Here is a 20,584-nt window from a genome sequence, read left to right on the forward strand (position 1 = left end):
GCCGTCTCGTACATCAGACGCGTCAGGCGTCCAGCGCGCCATCCTTCACGGCCGAGACGAACGACGCCCAGCCGGAGGCACCAAAGACGACTACGGGACCGTGCGAGTTCTTGCTATCGCGTACAGGAACGACGGCGGCAAAGTCGTCAGAGACCTCAACGCAAGCACCACCGTCCGGGTTGCTATGACTGCTCTTGCGCCACTTACTAGCGCTCAGGTTTTCGAATTGCACGGCACTTCCTCCAGAAGGCGCAGGATGAACTTCCGCGACTCGGGCGGGGACAGAGCCAGGTCGCGCACCACATCGTAGGCACGCTGCAAACGCTCAACCCTGGGGTTTTCCTCGATGAGATCGCCCCAGTAGGCGTTCTCCGTGTAAGCGACGGGCCGCCCTTCGGGCAAGCGCAAGAACCAAACGTCGGTGCTCACCAAGCCGTGCTGCCCAGCACTCTGCGGCAACACCTGCACGGTCACCTCCCCCTGCTCCCCCACTTCCGCCAAGTACCCCAACTGCTCCCGCCACTCCCCGACATCCCTCAACGGCGTCCGCAGCGCCGCCTCCGAAAGGATCGTCCGGAACGGCGGAGCGTGATCCCCCTCCAGCAACTCCCGCCGCCCCATCCGCGCCTCAACCTGCTGATCAAGCGCTTCCCCCTTGAGTCCGCTCGCCCCCAGCACCTCGCGCGCGTACGCCTCCGTCTGCAACAACCCCGGCAGCACACTCACCGCGAAGTGCCACAGACTCGTCGCCTCCGCCTCCAACGACATGTACCGCCGGTACTGCTCCTTGAACTGCGACTTGTCGCTCACCGCCAGCTCCCACAGCGCGAGCAACAACCCCGGCGTCCCGTAATACGTGTCCAGTGCCTGGACGACCTCCGGGCCGCCCAGCGTCTCGCCCTTCTCCATCTTGCCGAACAACGACCAGTCCCAGCCCAGCCGTTCACCGAGCTGACGAAGGCTCTCGCCCCGCGCCACGCGCAGTGAGCGCAGTTCCTCCGCGAACCGTGCTCGGGGGTCCCTGCTGCGACCGGTGACCACTCGTCTCGTCGGCATGGCGCTGCCCTCCGTGGAAGGTGTGGAACGTGCTTCGTCGCACAGAGAAGCACCCCCCGTCCTCGGAGTCGGCCGCTTCCCCGTGGGCGCATTCTCGTAATGAGCCCATCACGCACGGTAATTCAGACCATGCGCCCCGGGTGGAGAAACCGCGCAACAACCAGCCGAAGGAAGCCCCCCATGACCGCCGACCCTGCCAAGCCGCCCCTCCCCCGCCGTACCCCGCAAGCCACCGCTCCCGACCGCGCCCCCGACACCCTCATCCCCCCGGACGGGCTGATCGCTCCCGACAAGATCAAGGAGACCGTCGAAGCACGTGACGCGCTCGCGGCAGCCCTGACAACCGCCGGCATCCAACTGCCCTCGCTGGACGTCCGCACCCCGTGGCCGATCACCGACGACAGCGACGCCGGACGCGCCACCCGCCACGCCCTCATCCATCTCGGCGTCAGCTCCGCCCCCGTCGCCCTCGCGCTCGCCGCCGTGATCGTGGACGGGGCCGGGCGGTGACAGACGGTACGCAGCCAGCGCCGGAGGGCGTGCCGCCCGCACCACCCACACCACCCGCCGGATTCCGCATCGGCGACACCGTCCACGACACGGCCCCGCCCACGGCCTACCACTCAGCCAGCCCGCACCTCTCCACGCTCAGCTCGCCGAGGTGAACGCCCGCAGGGGACAGCAAGCCTGAGGCCGTCGTTTCCGCACACACTGCCGACAGAACACTCCGACGCAGATCCCCCACAGACCGGCACCACCTTCCGACCGGCCCCGCCCAAGTCCGCGCCCGAATCCCCTCCGGCCGATCCGCCCGCTGTCCTACGATGAAACAGATCATCTCAGCGGCCCGACGGGTTTCCGCTCCGCGACAGCGGACTTAGAGGACATGCCCCCACCCGCACGAGCAACTTCGTGCTGCCTGGGGCATTCCGTGCTGTTCCGCGACTCCGCCGTGTCCGTTGCTGCCCGCAACCTCGAAGGATCGCTGTCGCTGCGCCTCATTGAGAACTTCGTTCACGCGCACCGTCGTCGGCCCGGAACATCCGAAGTGCGGTCCTGGGAGCGCAGCATCCCCGCCCTCACCGGCGCGCTGCTCGACGCCGGCCTCGGCGAGGTCGAGATGCTGATTGAGTACGCACTCCCCCTGACCAGCAAGCGCGCGGACGTCGTGCTCGCCGGAGTGCACCCGACCACCGGTGAGCCGTCGTACGTGGTGGTCGAACTGAAGCAGTGGGGCGCGGCCTTCGCCGAGGAAGGAGCGCCGCTGCTCTGCCGGATCGAGGCGTACCCCCGCGCCGTGCTCAACCCCATTGAACAGGTGCGGGGCTACTGCTCCTACCTGACGTCCTTCAACGGCGCGCTGGAACGCATCCCGGAGTCGGTCGCCGGAGTCGCGTTTCTGCACAACGCGACCGAGTTCGACGTCAGTTCACTGCGTGAGGTCCCGGAGGACTCGCAAGGCCGTATGTACACCGCCGAACAGCGCGGCGCGTTCCTCGACTTCCTGCGCTCGCGCCTCGCTCCGAAGTCCGGCGCCCACTCGGCCGACCTGCTGCTCCAGGGCAAGGTGCGCCCGTCGAAGCAGTTGATGGCCGTCGCGGCGGCCGAGATTCGTGACCGCGAGCAGTTCGTGCTCCTCGCCGAGCAGCGGGTCGCCTACGAGTCGGTGCTCTCCGCGGTGCGCAAGTCACGGCGGTCGAACCACAAGCAGGTGATCGTGGTGACAGGTGGTCCCGGTTCCGGCAAGAGCGTGGTCGCCCTGTCACTCCTCGGCGAGCTGTACCGGCGCGGGGTGACCGCGCTGCACGCGACCGGGTCACAGTCGTTCACCAAGACGATGCGCAAGGTGGCGGGCGCCCGGAAGCCCGAGGTGCAGAAGCTGTTCATGTACTTCAACAGCTTCATGGCAGCCGAGCCGAACGATCTCGACGTGCTCATCTGCGACGAGGCGCACCGGCTCCGCAAGACCTCCGCCAACCGCTACACAAGGGCCGAACTGCGTACCGGCCGCCCACAGGTGGCGGAACTGATCGACGCTGCCCGGGTGCCGGTGTTCCTGCTGGATCAGCATCAGGTGGTGCGCCCCGGTGAGATGGGGACCAAGGAACAGATCAGGGAGGCGGCTGCGGCGCAGGGGCTTGAATGCACCGTGGTGGAACTGGACGACCAGTTCCGGTGCGGCGGCAGCGACGCGTACGTGCAGTGGGTCGCGAACCTGCTGGGGCTGGAGGGCGACGGGCCCATCGCCTGGGAACCCGACGGCAAGGTAGAGCTGTTGACCGCCGGGAGTCCTCAGGAGTTGGAGGACTTCCTCGTCGCCCGCCGGGCGGAGAAATACGGCGCACGTATGGCGGCCGGATACTGCTGGAAGTGGACCACGAAGATCACACCGGAGATGACCGCGCTCCCCGCCGACGTCGTCATCGGCGACTGGTCCCGGCCGTGGAACCTGTACGGCGACCGGTCGGTGCTCGGTGCGCCGTCGTCCTCCTTGTGGGCGACCGATCCGGCGGGTTTCGGTCAGGTGGGCTGTGTGTACACGGCGCAGGGCTTCGAGTACGACTGGTCGGGCATCATCATCGGGCCTGATCTGGTGTGGCGGACGGACCGCTGGGTGGTGGACCGCACGGCGTCGAAGGATCCGGTCTTCACCAAGGCGACTCCGGACGACGAGGTCGGGCGCCTTGTCCGGAACACGTACAAGGTGCTGCTGACCCGGGGAATGGTCGGCACGATGATCTACTCCACCGATCCCGAGACCCGTGACAAGCTGCGCTCGCTCATCCACCCCGAGGCGGGGGTCAGGGCAACCGCCCTCGTCTGACGGCGCGATCGGAGAACCGTTGGGTCGTTGTCGGACCTACGCCATACGATCGGACGACGCCACGCCACCGCCCCGTCGGAGAGTGAGACCGTCCAATGGCCCAGCAGCCGCCCCTGCTCCGCGATGTCATCGACATCAAGGAGTCGATCTCCACCTCGGACTTCGTGCTCCAGTTGTCCGAGGCGACGACCCCCGCGGGCGCCGAGCACGCGCTGCGCGACTACGTGGTCACGGAGCGGCTGCTGGAGAACTTCGACGAGGCGCTGGGCCTCATCAAGGCGGCCGTCGACGGACACGCGTCCAAGGCGGCCTATCTGCACGGGTCGTTCGGTTCCGGTAAATCGCACTTCATGGCGGTGCTGCACGCGCTGCTGAGCGCGAGCCCGGCGGCCAGGGCCCGCGCCGACCTGGATCCGGTGCTGACCAAGCACGAGTGGCTGGGGACGCGGGGGAAGCGGTTCCTGCTCGTGCCATACCACATGCTCGGGGCCAAGGCCCTGGAGCAGCGGGTCCTCGGCGGCTACGTGAGCCATGTGAAGAAGCTGCATCCGGAGGCTCCGACACCGCAGGTGTACCGGACGGACGCGCTCTTCGAGAGCATCCGGTCCCTGCGGGACCGGCACGGGGACCAGTTCATCATCGACGGTCTCGCGGCCAAGGACGCCGTCGAGGGTGACGAGGACGAGTGGGGCGAGGGGTTCGCCTGGGCGCCGGATCTGCTGGACACCGCGCTCGCCGCCGAGGAGGTGCACGAGTCGGGGCAAGCTCTCAACCTGGTCAGTCCGTCCGCCCCGGCCGAGCTGCGGGCGCGCCTCGTCCAGGACGCGAGTACGAATCTGCTGCCCGGCTTCGCGAAGAACGCCGCCGAGGACGAGCACGGCTTCGTGTCGCTGGACGCCGGTCTGTCGGTGATCGCCGAGCACGCCAAGTCGCTCGGGTACGACGGACTGATCCTGTTCATGGACGAGTTGATCCTGTGGCTCGCCACCCTCATCCACGACCAGAAGTTCGTGGCCCGCGAGGCCAGCAAGATCACGAACTTCGTGGAGGGCGGCGACGCGCGCCGCGCCGTTCCCGTGGTGTCCTTCATCGCCCGTCAGCGGGACCTGCGGGAGCTGGTGGGCGAGGAGGTGTCCGGGGCGGCCGAGTCGTCCATCCAGGACACCCTCAACCTGGCGTCCGGCCGGTTCGACAAGATCACGCTGGAGGACCGGAATCTGCCGCAGGTCGCGCACGCCCGCCTGCTGCGGCCCAAGGACACGGAGTCGGCGGCGCTCGTCACCGCCGAGTTCGAGAAGACGCGCAAGATCCGCCAGGAGGTCTGGGACACGCTGCTGGGGTCGGACCGGGGCACCGGCGGGGTGGGCGCCGACGAGGAGAGTTTCCGGCTGACGTACCCCTTCTCCCCCGCCTTCATGGACACGCTCGTCCACGTCTCCTCCGCGCTCCAGCGGAACAGGACGGGTATGAAGCTGATGGGGCAACTGCTCGCCGACCACCGCGACGAATTGCGGCTCGGTGATCTGATCCCGGTCGGTGATCTGTATCCGCTGATCACGGCCGGGGGCGACAAGCCGTTCACCGACAGCCTGAAGGTCGTCTTCGAGGCGGCCGACAAGCTCTACCGCACCAAGCTGCGCCCGTATCTGCTGGAAACGTGCGGTGTGTCGGAAGAGGACGTCGAGCAGTACACGCGACGTGGTCCCGCCGGTATCACCGATCCGGAGCAGCGGGCCCGGGTGAAGACGTTCGTCGGTGACAACCGGATCGTGGGCACGCTGCTGTTGTCCGCGCTCGCGCCCAGCGTGCCCGCGCTCGCCGATCTCACCATCCGCCGGCTTTCCGCCCTCAACTACGGCTCCGTCACCGCCCCGATCCCGGGACGCGAGTACGGCGTGCTGAAGGACAAGGTCGCCGAATGGGCCGGTCGCTTCCCGGAGATCAAGGAGACCGGCACCAAGACCAATCCGGGAGTCCGTCTGGAGCTGACCGGAGTCGATGTGGACTCCGTCATCGCCAATGCCAAGGTCAACGACAACCCGGGCAACCGGCAGGCGCTCGCGAAGCGCCTGCTGTCCGAGGAACTGGGCGTGGAGCAGGGGCAGTTGACGGGCCGGGTGGAATTCGCCTGGCGGGGCACGAGCCGGGCCGCCGAGGTGGTCTTCGGGAACGTGACCGACGAGGACGAACTGGCCGACCACGACCTGAACCCGCAGGAGGACGGTCTGTGGCGGATCGTCATCGACCTCCCCTACGACGAGGGCGAGTTCGGGCCGGTCGACCATGTCCGCCGCATCGAGAAGCTGCGTGAGCGGCAGGGCGGGGGCGAGCGGTCCCGTACGGTCGCCTGGCTGCCCGCCCATCTGTCCGCGCAGCGCTACGGGGACTTCTGCCGGCTCGTCGTCATCGACAAGGCGCTCGCCGACGAGCAGCGCTTCGACAGTCAGTACGCCGGCCATCTCAACGCGGACAGCCGGGCGCGCGCCAAGGGGCTGCTGGAGACCCAGCGCGAGTCCCTGCGGACCACCATCAAGGGCGCCTTCAAGCAGGCGTACGGCCTGGCCGACAAGAAGGCCACCGATGTGGGGCCGGGCTTCGGCGACCATCTCCATTCGCTGCGCGACGTCGACGGGCTGACGCTGTCCATCGGCCAGTCGCTGCGCGACGGACTGCGGCACATCGCGGGCAAGCTGCTGGCCCAGCAGTTTCCCGGCCACCCGGATTTCGACCCCGACGGCACCGGCCCGACGCTGAAGGCGGCCGACGCGCGCAAGGTCTTCACACATGTTCGCAACGCCGCCGAGGCGCGCGACGGCCGGGCCGAAGTCCCTGGCGGTGAGCGGGCGTTGGTCCACCGCATCGCGGGACCGCTGCGGCTGGGGCAGCAGAAGGAGGCGTACTTCGAGCTGTCCGAGTACTGGGCCGATCACTTCCGGGGGCTGGCGCGGGACCGCGGTGTCACCGGAGACCTCTCGTTGATCACGCTCACCGACTGGACCGACCTGCCACAACCGCGCGGACTGCCCGACTTCCTGGCCCGGCTGGTCGTCGCCGCGTTCGCCGAAATGGACGACCGGGTGTGGGTGCGCGCCGGTATGCCGCTGGATCCCGCTCCCGAGTTGTCGCAGATCAAGGACCACGACGCGCTGCGCAGCCAGCCGCTGCCCGCGCAGGAGGCCTGGGACAGCGCGCGTCAGCGCTTCGAGACCATCTTCGGGAAGCCCGCTCCGACGCTGCGGCGCGGACGCATGGTCAACCAGTTCGCGCGCCAGATCACCGAGGAGGCCCGCTCCCACCAGGAGCACGCGGCCGATCTCGTACGGCAGTTGGAGGCGCACGCCGCGTTCCTCCAGCTCGACGGGACGGACGAGGCGGGGCGGCTGCCACTGGCCCGGCGCTGCGTCGAGCTGCTGAAGGTCCTCACTCAGGCGGCGGGACAGGGGGCCGCCGGGGCGAAGAAGACGGTGGAGGCGCTCGCCTCGTTCGACCTCGGGCAGGTCAGCGCCGACCGGTTCGGCGCGTCCGTCAAACAGGCTCGGTCCGTCGCCCAGGCGCTGGACGCGACGTCCTGGACGACGCTGGACCTGGCGACCCACGCGGGCCCCGAGGGGCAGGCCCTGCTGGACTCGCTGCGGAACGTGGCCGCGAGCGATCAGCGGACGAGCGACCTGCGGGACGCCCTGGCCCGTACCCAGCGTGAGGTGCTCGCGCTGGTGAAACGCAACCAGGCCGCGGTCGCGCCGCCTGCCCCTGTGGCCCCCGTATACGTGCCGCCGGGCCCGGAGGACGTGCCACTGGACACGACTACCAGCCACCCGCCCGTGGCCAGCGTCCCGTCGCCGACGGACGGCACGGGGACAGGCCGAAGCAAGCGGTCCGGTGGCGGGGTGACCACCGCAGGGCGTGCGGTGGCCGAACTTCAGGCCGATCTGGCCGAGTTGGCGGCCAGGGAGCCCGGCACGACCGTCGAGATCAGCTGGCGGGTCGTCGACCGATGAGTGCCACGATCACTTCGGTGGTGGCGCCGCTGAATCTGGCGACCGTCACCCAGTACCTCTCCGGGCAGACCTCGCTGGCCGCTTCACTGACCGGCACCGACAAGCGACGAGCGGTCCTGTTGCGCTCGACGCCCCACTGGGACGAGGCGGCCGAGCCGGTATGGGGTGAAGGCCGCACCGCCCGGATCGTCGCGGCGCCTTCCCCACTCGCGGTCCACGAACTCGTTCTGGCGCATTTCGCGCCGCGAACAGAGAGCGCGGCGGGGGGCGGACCGGCCGTGCTCGTCGTACTGACCGACCGCGAACCGGGCGAACTCGACCCGGCGATCCTGGCGCGCGCCCACAAGAAGCGCATCGACACCGTCGACAACTGGGACATGGTGCGCGACGCCTTCGGCGCCCAGCAGATCGACCCCCGGCTGCGCGAGGCGGGTTGGACCTCGGAAGCGTTCCTGGACGCCCGGCCGCCCACCGGCTGGCCCCCGCTCGGGGGAGGGATTCTCTCCTGGCGTACGGCACTGTCCGCCCTGACACTACGGCGGTTGCGGCTCGGACGGTACGAGAGCGAGTCCGGCGCCAGGCATGGCGCCCAGCCGGGCGACGCCCTCGACACCCACGCGCTGCTCGCGTGGTCCCTGCGGCCGGGCGGTCCGGAACGCTTCCGGGAACTGCGTGACGCCGAGCGTGCCGGACTGCGTGACTTCCTCGGCGAGCCGGACCAGGCAGGTCTCGCCGGGCTGGCGCTGCTGGCCCTGGTCGAGGCCGAGCACGGCGAGGACGCGGTCGCGTTCGGGCTCGTGTGCGGAGCACTGTGGCTGCACGCCGTGCCGGACGCGAACAGTTACCGCGCACGGGGCCGAGCCGAGCGCTGGTTCGGCGAACAGCCACCGGCCGACGGCGAACAACTCGACGCGCTCACGGCCGCGTTCGGGCGCGCCTGTGAGGAGTACGTCGGGGTGCTACTCACGACGGCGGCGCGCGTCACGGACAGGGCGGCGGGCAACGGCGCCAACGGTGGTTCCGGCAACGCGGCCGACGAGGCGCGCGAGGCGCGGCGTACGAGTGACACGATCCTGGACCGGGCCTCCGCGCTCGCCCGCCAGTTCGGGGCGGAGTCCGCCGCCGAGTCGAGCCCACTGCTGCCGAGCGGCCTGGAGGCACGGTTCGCGGCTGTGGGACGCGCTCTGGAGGCGGGCAGCCTCGGGCCGCTCGCCGAGACGGTCCGCGCTCTGAGCACGCACCGGCGCGCGGAGAACCCGGAGGCGCGGGCGCGGATCGAGCGGGCCCGGATGGGCGGACGGCTGACGCGGTGGCTCGCCGGCGGCCCGGAGGTCACCTGCGACTCCACGGGGCACGGAATCAAGCGCCACATCGAGGAGACGGGCTGGGTGGATCAGGCGCTTGAGTACATCGAGGCCGGTGGGGACCCCGACCCGGTTCTCACCTCCGCGTACGACAAGCTCGCCGTCCGGGTACGGGAACGCCGCCACGAGATGGACCGGCACTTCGCGCAAGCGCTGGCGACCTGGACGGCCGCAGGAACTACGCCTCGCTCGATGCTGACGGTGGAGTCCTTCCTTGACCGGGTGGTGAAACCGGTCGTGCGCGACGCTGACGGCCGGCGCGTCCTGCTGCTCGTCCTCGACGGCATGAGCGCGGCGATCGGCGCTGAGCTGGGTGAAGAACTCCGTTCTTCCTGGGCCGAGTTCGACCCAGTGCAGGAGGGCCCGCCACACCGGCGCGGCATGGTCGCCGCACTGCCGACCCTGACCACGGTCTCCCGTACGTCGCTGTTCGCGGGCAGGCTGACGAAGGGGACGCAGGCGGACGAGAAACGGCTCTTCCCAGCGCAGAAGCTGTGGGGCGGGGCACCGGCCGCCGTTTTCCACAAGGACGACCTGCGTGCCGAGAGCGCCGGCGAGACCTTCGGGCGTGCTCTCGGTGAGGCTCTCACCGATGGACGCACCCATGTGGCGGTGGTCCTGAACGCCATCGACGACCGGCTGGCCAAGGAACAGAAGCTCGGCGACGGAAGCTGGCGGGTCGAACACATCCCGGGGCTGGCCGACCTGCTGCGGGTGGCCGCGGCGCAGGGCATGGCCGTACTCATCACCAGTGACCACGGACATGTGGTTGACCGGCGCGGCACCAGGGTCGAGGCCGATGCCCCGGAATCCGCCCGCCACCGCCCACCCGGCGGAGCCGTGGCACCGGGCGAGGTCGTCCTCACCGGACCGCGGGTGGTCTGGCCCGAGCCCGACGCCTCGATCGTCGCCCTGTGGGACGCCGACTCTCACTACACCTCGCTCAAGGCGGGCTACCACGGTGGGGCGTCGCTCGCCGAGCTGACCATTCCGGTCCTCGCCTTCCTGCCTTTCGGAGCGACGCCGCCACGGCAATGGCGGGAGCTGGGCGATCAACGACCGGAATGGTGGTTCCTGGACGCTCGAACGGCCCTGCCTACGGCTCCCGCGCGGACCGAGGCGGTGCCGACAGCGAAGAAGCCGTCCCGGCAGAAGCCCTCCAAGGCCCAGACAGAATTGGCGCAGACGCACGACCCGCTGTTCGACGTGCTCCCGGTTCCCGTCCCCGTCCCGGCGGACGAGGGCGGAGCAACTCCGGTCGCCACGGAGCACGACGGCACATCGCCGAACGAGACCGAGCCGGTCAGCACGGTGGGGCCCCTGGCCACCGCGCTCTTCGCCTCGGCATCGTTCCAGGACCAGATCGAACTCCTGGCACGCAAGCCGCGTGAGCGCGAGCTGGTCAAGTTCGGGCGGGCGGTCGAGGTTCTCCTCGACGCGGGAGGCACTCTGCCGGTGACGGCACTGGCGCAGCGCGTCGGCTTCCCCATCAGCCGCGCGGACGGCTTCGCGGCGGTCCTGCGCCAGCTCCTCAACTATGACGGGGTCCAGGTCCTGGAAACCCTGCCGGACGGGCGGACACTGCGACTGCACAAGGGGCTTCTGCGGGAGCAATTCGCACTGAAGTAGGGCTGGACGCGGGGCAGCCACCGGGCCGCGTACCGTGCTAGCCTCCAAACCAGGGACGTCCTCAGAAACTGACGCCCGGTTCGCCTCAGGCCCCGCGGAAGCGGGGCCTTTGTGCTGATCAGCCTCCGGTCAGTCCGGGGATTGCCCCGGGGCCCAGCAGTGCTGATGGGCGACGCGGGGCGCCACGAAGGACCACAGCGTCTCATTGGCCTTGCGAGCCCGGGGATCACCGTCCTGTCCGCTGACCAGCCGACGGTGCAGATACGCGATCAGATCGGCGGCCTGCAGGAGCCGGCTCGCCTTCGACGGCGCGAAGTGGATGGTGTCGACAAGACTCGGCAGGGTGGTGCTGATGCTGCCACCCGTACCGTCCAGCTGATAGTCGCGGAAGTGTCGACGGTGGTCGTCCGCCCCGTCGATCTCGTCCGCGATCACCAGGGCCAGCTGGTCCCGCACCTCGACGTGGGCACAGATCTGCTCCAGCAGGTGCCGCAGCACGAGCTCGTGCGGAGGGGGCCAGTCTCCCGATCCCGCATCGGCTACGTGAGGACGGTGCGCCCGGTAAGCCCGTAGATCGAGCCCTCGGACGATCACCCGCACGTCGTGCGCGCCGATCGCCTTCATCGCATCGCCGTAGACACCGATCCGGGCGCGGATCATGTTGCGGCCCTTGTTGTTCATCCGGTGCCAGTCGTCTTTCGCCTGCACCAGGGCATGTCCGTGCAGCTCGGCATGGCGGTCGACCGGGTAGTGGTCCGCCGCCTTGGCCACGATCGAGTCGAGAGCACGGTGCAGCGATCGCAGATTTCCCTCGGGCACCAGGAGGGCGACCATCCAGTAGCGGTCGTTGTCGTATGACTCATCGACGTATGTCAGTAACACCGGGTGAGTGTTTCACACACCACCCTTCCGAGGGACGCGAGTTGGCCGTCGGCGGCGCGACAGCGGTACCCCCGGCCGCCGATCACGCCGGGTGAGAGACTGAGCAGGTGAGCCCAGCCGAGCCGAATCCCGTCCCACCCGTCTCTTTCGTCTCCCCCGCATCCGCTGCACGCAGGCGGTCGGTCATCGACGCGCTGCGCCGTGGGGCCGTGCCCGAGAGCGGGCTGGATCTACTGGCCACCGGACTGGGCCGGTTCGAAGGTGCACTCGACGCCGAGTTGGAGTCGGTCGCCTCGGAGGGTGCGGTGTTCAAGGCCGTACGAGGTGAGTACGGATCGGGCAAAACGTTCTTCACCCGATGGCTGAGTGAGCGGGCCAAGCGCCTCGGCTTCGCCGTGGCCGAGATCCAGGTCTCGGAGACGGAGACGCCGCTGCACCGGCTGGAGACCGTCTACCGACGGCTCACCGAGCGACTGGCCACATCGAGCTTCCCTCCGAGCGCACTCAGGCCAATTGTGGACGCCTGGTTCTACACCCTGGAAGAAGACGCACTCGCGGCGGGCGTGAGCGAGGACGAGTTGACCGGTGCGGTCGAGGAACTGCTGACCGCGCGACTGGCCGAAGTTTCACGGCACGCCCCGTCCTTCGCGACCGCGTTGCGCGGTTATCGGTCCTCGCTCGCCGAGGGGGACGAAACGACTGCAGCGGCAGTTCTGGCCTGGCTGGGTGGCCAGCCGCATGTGGCCGCAGCAGCGCGGCGGTCCGCCGGAGTCCGCGGCGATCTCGACCACTTCGGCGCTCTGGGCTTTCTGCAGGGGCTGTTGACCGTCCTGCGCGATTCAGGACACCGCGGGCTGTTCGTCGTACTCGACGAGGTCGAGACGCTCCAACGGGTCCGGTCCGACGCCCGCGACAAAGCGCTCAACGCGTTGCGCCAGCTGATCGACGAGGTGCACTCGGGCCGCTTCCCCGGCCTCTATCTGGTGATCACCGGAACCCCAGCCTTCTACGACGGGCAGCAGGGCGTGCAGCGCCTCGCCCCGCTCGCCCAGCGCCTCGCCACCGACTTCACCACCGACCCGCGCTTCGACAATCCCCGCGCTGTACAAGTGAGGCTGCCCGGCTTCACCCAGGAATCGCTGGTGCACCTGGGCGTGACCATCCGCGATCTCTACGCGGCCGGAGCCGGCGCCCCCGACCGGATCAGGGCGCTCGCGGACGACGCGTACGTCGCCGATCTCGCCCGCGCGGTCGGCGGGGCGCTCGGCGGCAAGGTGGGAGTGGCGCCACGGCTCTACCTGAAGAAACTGGTGGGCGATGTCCTCGACCGTATCGACCAGTTCGACGACTTCGACCCGCGGCAGCACTACAAACTCACCGTGAACACCAGTGAACTCACAGACGTGGAGCGGAACTCGGCCGCCGCGGGCTCGGCAGACGACGTCGAACTGGACGTGGACGTGTGATGGCAGGCGCCGACGACGCGCGCGCCGTTCCGCCGGACCCCGCCCGGACCGTGGCCTCCCAGAAGGATCCGGTGGACCGGCTCGACCCGGTCGTCCTCCATCACGTGGTGAACACACTGGGCTGGCCCGACCTACGACCACTGCAACGGGCCGCGATCCACCCGCTGATGGACGGCGAAGACGCGATTCTGCTCGCTCCCACCGCGGGCGGAAAGACCGAAGCCGCGTGCCTGCCGATCCTTTCCGCCATGTCGGAGCAAGGCTGGACCGGCACATCCGTGCTGTACCTCTGTCCGCTCAAGGCATTGCTCAACAATCTCGTGACCCGCGTCGACGGGTACGCCCAATGGCTCGGTCGCCGTGCGGCACTGTGGCACGGCGACACCAGGGAGTCTCAGCGGCGGCGCATCCGTACCGACCGGCCGGACATGCTGCTCACCACACCGGAGTCGCTGGAGGCCATGCTCATCGGAGTGAAGACCGATCACGCGCATCTCCTCGGGGGTGTACGCGCGGTCGTCGTGGACGAGGTCCACGCCTTCGCGGGGGACGATCGCGGCTGGCACTTGCTCGCGGTACTGGAGCGCCTGGAAAGGGTCGCCGGACATCCCATCCAACGCATCGGGCTGTCGGCGACCGTCGGTAATCCGGACCAACTGCTCGCCTGGTTGCAGGGGTCGGGCGCCGGCAAGCGACCGGCGCGCGTTGTCGCCCCGGACCTGGTCGTCGCGCCGAACTCCTCTTCATCGAGCGGACCGAGCGGTGCGCCTCCGGCGGGCGAGGTGGAGCTCGACTACGTAGGTTCTCTCGACAACGCCGCCAAGCTCATCGCCACACTGCACAGGGGCGAGAAGCGGCTGGTGTTCTGTGACTCGCGGCGACAGGTCGAGCAGTTGGGGGCCGCACTGCGCGAGCGCGAGGTGACGGTGTTCCTGTCCCACGCCTCGCTGTCGGCGGATGAGAGAGCCAGGTCCGAGCAGGCTTTCGCCGAGGCCCGCGACTGCGTCATCGTGTCCACGTCCACACTGGAACTGGGCATTGATGTGGGCGACTTGGATCGCGTCATCCAGATCGACTCACCCAGTAGCGTCGCCTCGTTCCTGCAACGCATCGGGCGTACGGGGCGACGCCCGGGACACACCCGCAACTGCCTGTTTCTCGCCACTCGAAAGGACAGCCTCCTCCAGGCCGCTGCACTACTCCTGCTCTGGGGAAGAGGCTGGGTGGAGTCGGTGACCCCACCGCCCGAGCCCCGCCACCTGGTGGCGCAGCAGTTGCTGGCCGTCACTCTCCAACAGCAGCGGATCGGCGACCAGTTGTGGCCCGAACAGTGGAACGGCCTCGCACCCTTCGACCGCTCGGCGCGGCCGGTGCTGCGCCACCTGGTGGCCGAGGGTTTCCTGGACGAGGACGACGGTCTGCTGTTCGTCGGCCCCGAAGCCGAGCGTCGTTTCGGACGACGGCACTTCATCGAGCTGACCGCCTCCTTCACCGCGCCCCCGCAGTTCACGGTCCTGGCCGGGCGCACCGAGATCGGGCAGATGGATCCTTCGGTACTGACCGAGGAACGTCCTGGCCCACGTCGGCTCCTGCTCGGCGGGCGGAGCTGGCAGGTGACTTTCATCGACTGGGGGCGCAAAAGGGTCTTCGTCGAGCCGGCCGACGGCGGCGGTGTCGCCAAGTGGACCAGCGGCTCACTCGTCGGGCTCTCCTTCGCCCTCACGCGCGCGATGCGAGAGGTCCTTCTCGGGGCCGATCCTCCAGTTTCGCTCACGCGGCGGGCCGAGCTGTGTCTTGCCACGTGGCGAGAGGAAGAGGCCACCGAGATCGTGGATCCCGGTGGAACGCTCGTGGCGCGCCAGGGCGGCGACGTCCGGTGGTGGACATGGGCCGGTTACCGCGCGAACGCGACACTCGCGGCAACGCTGTCGTCGATCGCCGATCCGGTGCAGCGGCCGACGGACTGCTATGTGCGGCTGCGGGAGGATCTGACGCGCGATATGTGGCGTGCGAGCCGCGAGGCCGCGGGCGGTGGCGAGGTCCTCGTACTTCCGGACGTCGACCGCCGTGCGGTGCGAGGGCTCAAGTTCTCCACCGCGCTGCCCGAACGACTCGCGGTGGCCACAGTCGCCGCCCGCCTCGCCGACTTCGACGGAGCGCGTACGGCCCTCCAGGAGCCGGTGCGTTTCCAGGTTGGCTCCGCCAAGTGAACCGGGCCGACGCCCTGTATGGCTGTCGGCGTCGGCGTCCGACCCCCGACACCGCCCCGTAGTGCCGGTCCCCAACCGACTGACCGTAGCGGGCGACGGATTGAATGATTTCACCGACAACTCGGCTGTGTACTAGTGTTGCTGGCGCTGCGCACCTTCCCGGAGGGTACGTCGGCGATGTTCAGGTGCCGGCCCTCAGCTGTGACTGACGAGTGGTTTCCACCGTGTGCTGAACGTGGTGTGAGTGCGGATGCCCGGTAGGGCGGTCCCTGCCATTCCCAGCTCACACATAGGAGTGGTCACCCATGAACCCCGCTGAGTACACACCCGCACGTCGCAACCGGCTTCGCGAGATCCTGGTCGACGTCGCCGTTGGTGTCGTCGCCAACCTTGTGGTGGCGGCCCTGATCGCGGCAGCTGGTCTGGTCTTTTGACACAGGCAGGTGGCGGGCCCGGAGAGCCCGCCACTCCACAATCTCGGCGTCAGCGGTCAGAACAGCCGCGGATCCGATCCCGGCGCGTCCGGCCTGTTTCGGTTCCTGCGGGGGCGCTTCCCCCTCCGACGCGGCCGAGGAAGATGCGGTATACGCGCTTCCTGCGGCAGGTTCTCCCAGGTGGGGCGCAGCCCGTGGATCTCGACCTCCCCAACGAGTTCCTTCAGGTAGGCCCGCGTCTCTTCATCCGTGGAGTAGAGCACCGTCGCACGGCTCGCCCGGGTCATCAACACGTGGTAGGCATGGCGGACGAGCCGGGCGAATTCGTCGTCGTCGACGCTTCCGGCCTTCACCTTCGGGTCGAACGACCCGGGTATCGCCACACGCTTGACGCCCGGCTCCGGGCCCTCGCGTTCCTTGCCCCGGCGAAACTCCCACCGGCCGTCGCGGCGGACCATGTCCTCCCCCATGATCACACCGCACCAGTCCCATTCGAGACCTTGCGCCGTGTACACACAACCGATCTGTCCGAGGCCGTTCTTGTGCACGGACCAGATCTTCGACGGTGGTGCGTCGTTCTCGCAGAAGGTCTCGCTGTCCGCGTTCCACGGCCGGTGCCAACCGTTGATGCGGACGTCGGCCTCCAGCCGCTTCTCCTCGCCGAGCGGCTTCGTCCAGGGCCAGCAGTAGCCCGCCACCATGCGTGAGGATGCGCCGGCCAGAGCTTCGGTACGGATGATCTGTTCGAGTTCCTCGGGAGTGTCCGCCACTTCGATGTGCATCAGGCCGTCAGGAGTCCACCGTCCCGGAATCTCATCCTTCACCCCGAGCATGGCGCGCACCCAGCGAATGTAGGCGTCGCTGCCGCCGCACCGGAACTGCTCCCGGAGGGGGTATCGCAGGAGTTGGGCGTCGTACCGCTTGGCCGCCTCCTCGATCAGACCGACGGTGCCGACCTCGTTCGGCCGAACGGACTGGCCCTCGTCCATGAAGAACACCGTCAAGCGGGACGCGTCGAGCAGTTCGTCCACCTGAGGCCCTGTGCCCTGCTGTTCCGGCTTCCAGAAACGGCTGGTCGAACGGTCTCGCAGGCGATGCGCCTCATCGCAGATCAGGACGTCCAGACGTGGGTCCGGCGGAGTGACGAAACTGCTGAAGTAGCTGAAAGTCTCTCTGAACTCCCGGTCACCGTAACCGACGTGTTCCTGGATCGCGCCGTTGAAGGCCCTGCTGCCGCTGGCGTACTTGACCGTCCGGCCCTGACTCTCCAGCTCTGCCTTGATCTGGAGGCCGATCGCACTCTTTCCGGTACCGGCACCACCTGTCACCAAGAAGATCACACGCCGCTCGTCCGGAACGAGTGCGGGACGCCGAGGGTCCGGTAGGACTTTGGAAGCCGTGGCCATGATCTGGTCGGCAACCACCTTCTGTCGTCCACGCAAGGTGAAGACGGTGTCGTCTCCACGCGACCAGATCATGGCGTCGAGCAGCGGTGTGTTGCGCAACCCCATGCCCTGTAGGAGTATCTCAGCCGCTGAGGAACCACCCGCTTCGGCGAAGTTCCTGCGGAGGTCGGACAGTAACTCTTCACGCCCGTCGTTCGTATACACACGGGCGTAGGCACCGGTGGGCGCGTCGATGTCGATCAGAGGCCGCACGGACTCGTCCGTGGCGTTGTGCAAATAGGCGAAGCCACCGCATTCGAAGTCGAGTCCGCTCAGCGGTCCCCGGTCGCTCGTGAACGCCGCGTAATATTCGGCCAATTGCAGAGCCGGATGCTTCTTGTTCTCCATCCCCGGTACGTCCACCAAATCCGCGGTGGCCCGTTCCACCCTGGTCACCGTCGACCAGCGCTTCAACTCGACGAGTCGCACGGACAACCGATGGTCCTCCGGATGATGGCCCACGAGCACGACGTCGATAAGTCGGGGGTCACCGGGACGGTCGGTCTCGTCGCGCGTGGCGGCGCACTCAACGATCATCTCCACATTCCCTCGGCCGGCGGCTACCAGATCGTTGGCAAGGCTCACCAGGCTCTCCGCCCAAGCCGAGCGCTCCGATTCCGAGGCATCCTGCCCGCGAAAATGTCGCCACCTGGCGGCGAGATGCGGCACCATACGACGCCTTGATTCCAAGGTGAGCAGATCCTGCGCAGCCAACTTCAACAGGAGCATGGACACGAGGTGGTTCCCCCAGAGCACGAGTGAATCGTGCGGGTGGGGGCATGTCCTCGTGGGGAAGCCCGTCTGGCCGCAATCAGTACCCGTGATCATAGAGAAAGAGCCGCTTGCCGAGAAATGTCGGCACGGCGCTCAACCCGATCTGCGGACAACGTGGCCGATTCACACCGTCGGTGGCCTCGAGGGAGTTCGTGAAGGTCCAAGAGGCTGTCGGTGCGATGTACGACGTCCCCGATCTGCTCTGGTCATCGCGCCCTGCCGGACTGCCTGCCGTGCGATCAGAGGATGGCGGGTTCCCGATCCAGACGACCGCCCGCCAACTCTCGCAGCTTCTCCCTGGTCTCCAGATCCGTCGAGTAGACGACCGTGCCGATCATGCCTCGGGTCAGCAATACCTTGTAGGTGTTGCGGATAAGGCGGTCCACGTAGGCATCCGTCGTGGTGGACTTCGTGAAAACCGGGTCCTTGGACGCCGCACGGTCCGTGACCCAGCGATCGCCGCGCCAGACCATGTCGGGGCCGATGATGACGCCGGACCAGTCGTACTCAAAGCCCTGGGCCGTGTAGACGCAGCCTACTTGTCCGAAGCCCGCCGGGTCCGTGGCCCACAGGGCTGCCGGAGGCGCACCGGAAACGGAGCGGTCGCCACGCAGATTCCAGGGGCGTGCCCAGGCACCGATGACGACGTCGGGTGGCAGCGGGGCGCCGGGTTTGGGTTCCGGTGACCAGCGCCAGCAGTAGCCGGCGGAAATGCGGGCACTGTGTTTCTGTGCGCGGCGGGCGGCCAGGAACGCTTCCATCTCCTGTGGGCTGTCGACGACCAACAACTGCATGCGATCGTCAGGCTCCCACACGACCGGGCCGCCAGGCTCAAGGGCGAGTAGCCGCACCACCCAGCGCAGATAGGCGTCACTGCCGCCGCAACGGAACTGACTGTCCAGCGGAACCACATGACAGTCCAGGCCCTTGGCCGCCGCAGCCGCCTTGATCTCGTCCACGGTCCCCATCTCGCCGGGGCGCACAACCTGGTGCTCGTCGAGAAGGAAAACGGGGACACGAGCGACATCAATAAGTTCATCGATCTGCCGCCTGCCAGTGCGGTGGGCTGCGGGCGTGTAACGGTTGGCGGAGGTCTCACGGATGCGGTGGGCCTCGTCGCAGATCAGAACGTCAAGAGTGTTCTGCTCTGCGCTCATGAAACTGTTGAAGTACTTGAACAGCTCCTGCACCTCCCGCTTGCGGGAACCCGCCACCTTCCGCATCGTCTTGGTGAACGACTGAGAACCGGTGGCATGCAGGGCTGGAACGCCCTGCCGGTACAACTCGCCGAGCAGGGACAGCGCGATCACGCTCTTACCGGTGCCTGGCCCGCCGGTGACAACCAGGACTTCCTTGTGGTCGGACCTCTTCGCCTTGTGCACGGCGTTGAGCACCAGCCGGTACGCAACTTGTTGTTCGTCGAGCAGGATGAACTGCTCACGCTCGCGCACTTCTTGAGCGGCGGCGGCCATCAACTGCTTCGACGGGACCGTCTTGCCCGACAAGAGTTCGTCAGCGGCACGGGCGCCTGGGTGCTTGTCGCTGAGCTTGGCGCGGAGAGAGTCGAGGAACTCCCCACGCCGAGTGCCGGTGAACAACTGACCGCTGTCGTCAAGCTCTACCGCGCGCAGGCCGCTGATCCCGGACTCGGTGGCGTTGTGCAGGAATGCCACTCCGCTGACCCGGCCGGGGTGCTCAGCCACCGCGCCGTTGAAATTGACGAGGTACTCACAGTAGCGCCGCACCTGCTCGATCGGGTTGAGAACCGGATGCGCATAGGGGTCCACGTGGCACAGGGTGGGGTCGTCCTCGTGAGGCTCGGCCTGACTCCACTGCTTCAGCTCCACCACGACGTAGGAGGGTTCCCCCGTTACCGGATGTTCGCCGGCCAGCACGGCATCGGCGCGCTTACTGTTCAGCGGTAGCGAGTACTCCAGCATGACCTCCACGTCGCCCAGGCCCGCATCGTTGAGAGCGGCGGCCAACTCGGGGATGCTCCCCTCCCAGGAGCGCACCTCCGAGGTTCCGGGCCGGTAGCCGTGCATACGGACGAACCGCTCGGTGAGTTGGAGGTAGAGCGAACTGTCGAGCGCCATGGCGGCGACCGTTTGTGCGGACGCGCGGAAGAGCAAGGACTTCCCCCAGGCAGCACGAAGTGACTCGTGCGGGTGGGGGCGTGTCCTTCGAAGCTCCACCGGGGTGGAACGGAAGCCCGTCGGGCCGCGTTGACGATGCGTTCGAGAATACCTGGCGGCCCTGACAGCCGCGCCGGTGACCCATGGGGCGGAGCCATCGGGCGCGCCGCGTCCGATGTAGAGCGGCATGATCAGCGGCGATTGCATCATGCCGCCGTGCCCCGGCATCAGGCAGGTCAGGAGCCCTTCGCGGCCGATTCAAGGATCGCGACGCACTCCACATGATGCGTCATCGGAAAGATGTCACCCAGGCCGAGACTAGGGAAACTTACAGGCCAGATGCTCTTTCCCGGCCCCGTCTTGGGAT

Annotated in this window: 12 protein-coding genes; 7 read left to right on the forward strand and 5 right to left on the reverse strand. The window is 68.2% G+C overall.

Translation table 11 applies throughout. The annotated features are described in order from the left end of the window. Nucleotides 1-22: 22 nt before the first annotated feature. Together ACIBLA_RS09995 and ACIBLA_RS10000 are read right to left on the reverse strand one after the other, a co-directional pair. Nucleotides 23-232, reverse strand: coding sequence for a DUF397 domain-containing protein (locus tag ACIBLA_RS09995; RefSeq protein ID WP_399198324.1), 210 nt, complete (start codon nucleotides 230-232; stop codon nucleotides 23-25). Continuing rightward, complete coding sequence (locus ACIBLA_RS10000) at nucleotides 214-1,056, reverse strand: helix-turn-helix domain-containing protein (protein WP_399198325.1); 843 nt, start codon at nucleotides 1,054-1,056, stop codon at nucleotides 214-216. Before ACIBLA_RS10000 ends, ACIBLA_RS09995 begins: the two co-directional genes overlap by 19 nt. Before the next feature lie 180 nt (nucleotides 1,057-1,236). On the opposite strand from ACIBLA_RS10000, the gene ACIBLA_RS10005 reads away from it, so the two are divergent. The 4 genes from ACIBLA_RS10005 (at nucleotide 1,237) to pglZ (ending at nucleotide 10,871) form a co-directional block, all read left to right on the forward strand. Continuing rightward, nucleotides 1,237-1,566 (forward strand): hypothetical protein, encoded by a 330-nt coding sequence (locus tag ACIBLA_RS10005; RefSeq protein ID WP_399198326.1) that lies wholly within the window; start codon nucleotides 1,237-1,239, stop codon nucleotides 1,564-1,566. A 376-nt stretch (nucleotides 1,567-1,942) separates the two neighbouring features. After that, complete coding sequence (locus ACIBLA_RS10010) at nucleotides 1,943-3,880, forward strand: DNA/RNA helicase domain-containing protein (RefSeq protein WP_399198327.1); 1,938 nt, start codon at nucleotides 1,943-1,945, stop codon at nucleotides 3,878-3,880. A gap of 95 nt (nucleotides 3,881-3,975) precedes the next feature. After that, the gene (locus ACIBLA_RS10015; RefSeq protein ID WP_399198328.1) at nucleotides 3,976-7,878 is read left to right on the forward strand and encodes a phage resistance protein; all 3,903 of its coding nucleotides are present in this window, start codon (nucleotides 3,976-3,978) and stop codon (nucleotides 7,876-7,878) included. Further along, on the forward strand, nucleotides 7,875-10,871 hold the full coding sequence (gene pglZ / locus ACIBLA_RS10020; RefSeq protein ID WP_399198329.1) for a BREX-2 system phosphatase PglZ: 2,997 nt from the start codon (nucleotides 7,875-7,877) through the stop codon (nucleotides 10,869-10,871). Before ACIBLA_RS10015 ends, pglZ begins: the two co-directional genes overlap by 4 nt. A gap of 129 nt (nucleotides 10,872-11,000) precedes the next feature. On the opposite strand, the gene ACIBLA_RS10025 is transcribed toward pglZ, so the two are convergent. After that, nucleotides 11,001-11,753 carry a DUF3800 domain-containing protein gene (locus ACIBLA_RS10025; RefSeq protein WP_399198330.1) on the reverse strand — a complete coding sequence of 251 codons (753 nt, stop codon included), beginning with the start codon at nucleotides 11,751-11,753 and terminating at the stop codon, nucleotides 11,001-11,003. A 107-nt stretch (nucleotides 11,754-11,860) separates the two neighbouring features. On the opposite strand from ACIBLA_RS10025, the gene brxD reads away from it, so the two are divergent. The 3 genes from brxD (at nucleotide 11,861) to ACIBLA_RS10040 (ending at nucleotide 15,863) form a co-directional block, all read left to right on the forward strand. Further along, nucleotides 11,861-13,219, forward strand: coding sequence for a BREX system ATP-binding protein BrxD (brxD, locus tag ACIBLA_RS10030; RefSeq protein ID WP_399198331.1), 1,359 nt, complete (start codon nucleotides 11,861-11,863; stop codon nucleotides 13,217-13,219). After that, nucleotides 13,219-15,429 (forward strand): DEAD/DEAH box helicase, encoded by a 2,211-nt coding sequence (locus ACIBLA_RS10035; RefSeq protein ID WP_399198332.1) that lies wholly within the window; start codon nucleotides 13,219-13,221, stop codon nucleotides 15,427-15,429. Before brxD ends, ACIBLA_RS10035 begins: the two co-directional genes overlap by 1 nt. Before the next feature lie 305 nt (nucleotides 15,430-15,734). Continuing rightward, the gene (locus ACIBLA_RS10040) at nucleotides 15,735-15,863 is read left to right on the forward strand and encodes a DUF6408 family protein (RefSeq protein WP_329036482.1); all 129 of its coding nucleotides are present in this window, start codon (nucleotides 15,735-15,737) and stop codon (nucleotides 15,861-15,863) included. Between the two features lie 56 nt (nucleotides 15,864-15,919). Here ACIBLA_RS10040 and ACIBLA_RS10045 read toward each other — a convergent pair whose 3' ends face one another. Beyond that, nucleotides 15,920-18,037, reverse strand: coding sequence for a DUF2075 domain-containing protein (locus ACIBLA_RS10045; RefSeq protein ID WP_399198369.1), 2,118 nt, complete (start codon nucleotides 18,035-18,037; stop codon nucleotides 15,920-15,922). Between the two features lie 284 nt (nucleotides 18,038-18,321). Further along, nucleotides 18,322-20,214, reverse strand: a complete 1,893-nt coding sequence (locus tag ACIBLA_RS10050) for a DNA/RNA helicase domain-containing protein (RefSeq protein WP_399198334.1) — start codon at nucleotides 20,212-20,214, stop codon at nucleotides 18,322-18,324. Nucleotides 20,215-20,584: the final 370 nt, after the last annotated feature.

This window comes from Streptomyces sp. NPDC050433 (assembly GCF_044458565.1).
Lineage (GTDB): Bacteria > Actinomycetota > Actinomycetes > Streptomycetales > Streptomycetaceae > Streptomyces.

Excerpts from the sequence above, each read along its gene's own strand:
- ACIBLA_RS10000 (WP_399198325.1), bottom strand. The coding sequence starts at position 1,056 with ATGCCGACGAGACGAGTGGTCACCGGTCGCAGCAGGGACCCCCGAGCA.
- ACIBLA_RS10005 (WP_399198326.1), top strand. The coding sequence starts at position 1,237 with ATGACCGCCGACCCTGCCAAGCCGCCCCTCCCCCGCCGTACCCCGCAA.
- ACIBLA_RS10010 (WP_399198327.1), top strand. The coding sequence starts at position 1,943 with ATGCCCCCACCCGCACGAGCAACTTCGTGCTGCCTGGGGCATTCCGTG.
- ACIBLA_RS10015 (WP_399198328.1), top strand. The coding sequence starts at position 3,976 with ATGGCCCAGCAGCCGCCCCTGCTCCGCGATGTCATCGACATCAAGGAG.
- pglZ (WP_399198329.1), top strand. The coding sequence starts at position 7,875 with ATGAGTGCCACGATCACTTCGGTGGTGGCGCCGCTGAATCTGGCGACC.
- ACIBLA_RS10035 (WP_399198332.1), top strand. The coding sequence starts at position 13,219 with ATGGCAGGCGCCGACGACGCGCGCGCCGTTCCGCCGGACCCCGCCCGG.
- ACIBLA_RS10040 (WP_329036482.1), top strand. The coding sequence starts at position 15,735 with ATGAACCCCGCTGAGTACACACCCGCACGTCGCAACCGGCTTCGCGAG.
- ACIBLA_RS10045 (WP_399198369.1), bottom strand. The coding sequence starts at position 18,037 with ATGCTCCTGTTGAAGTTGGCTGCGCAGGATCTGCTCACCTTGGAATCA.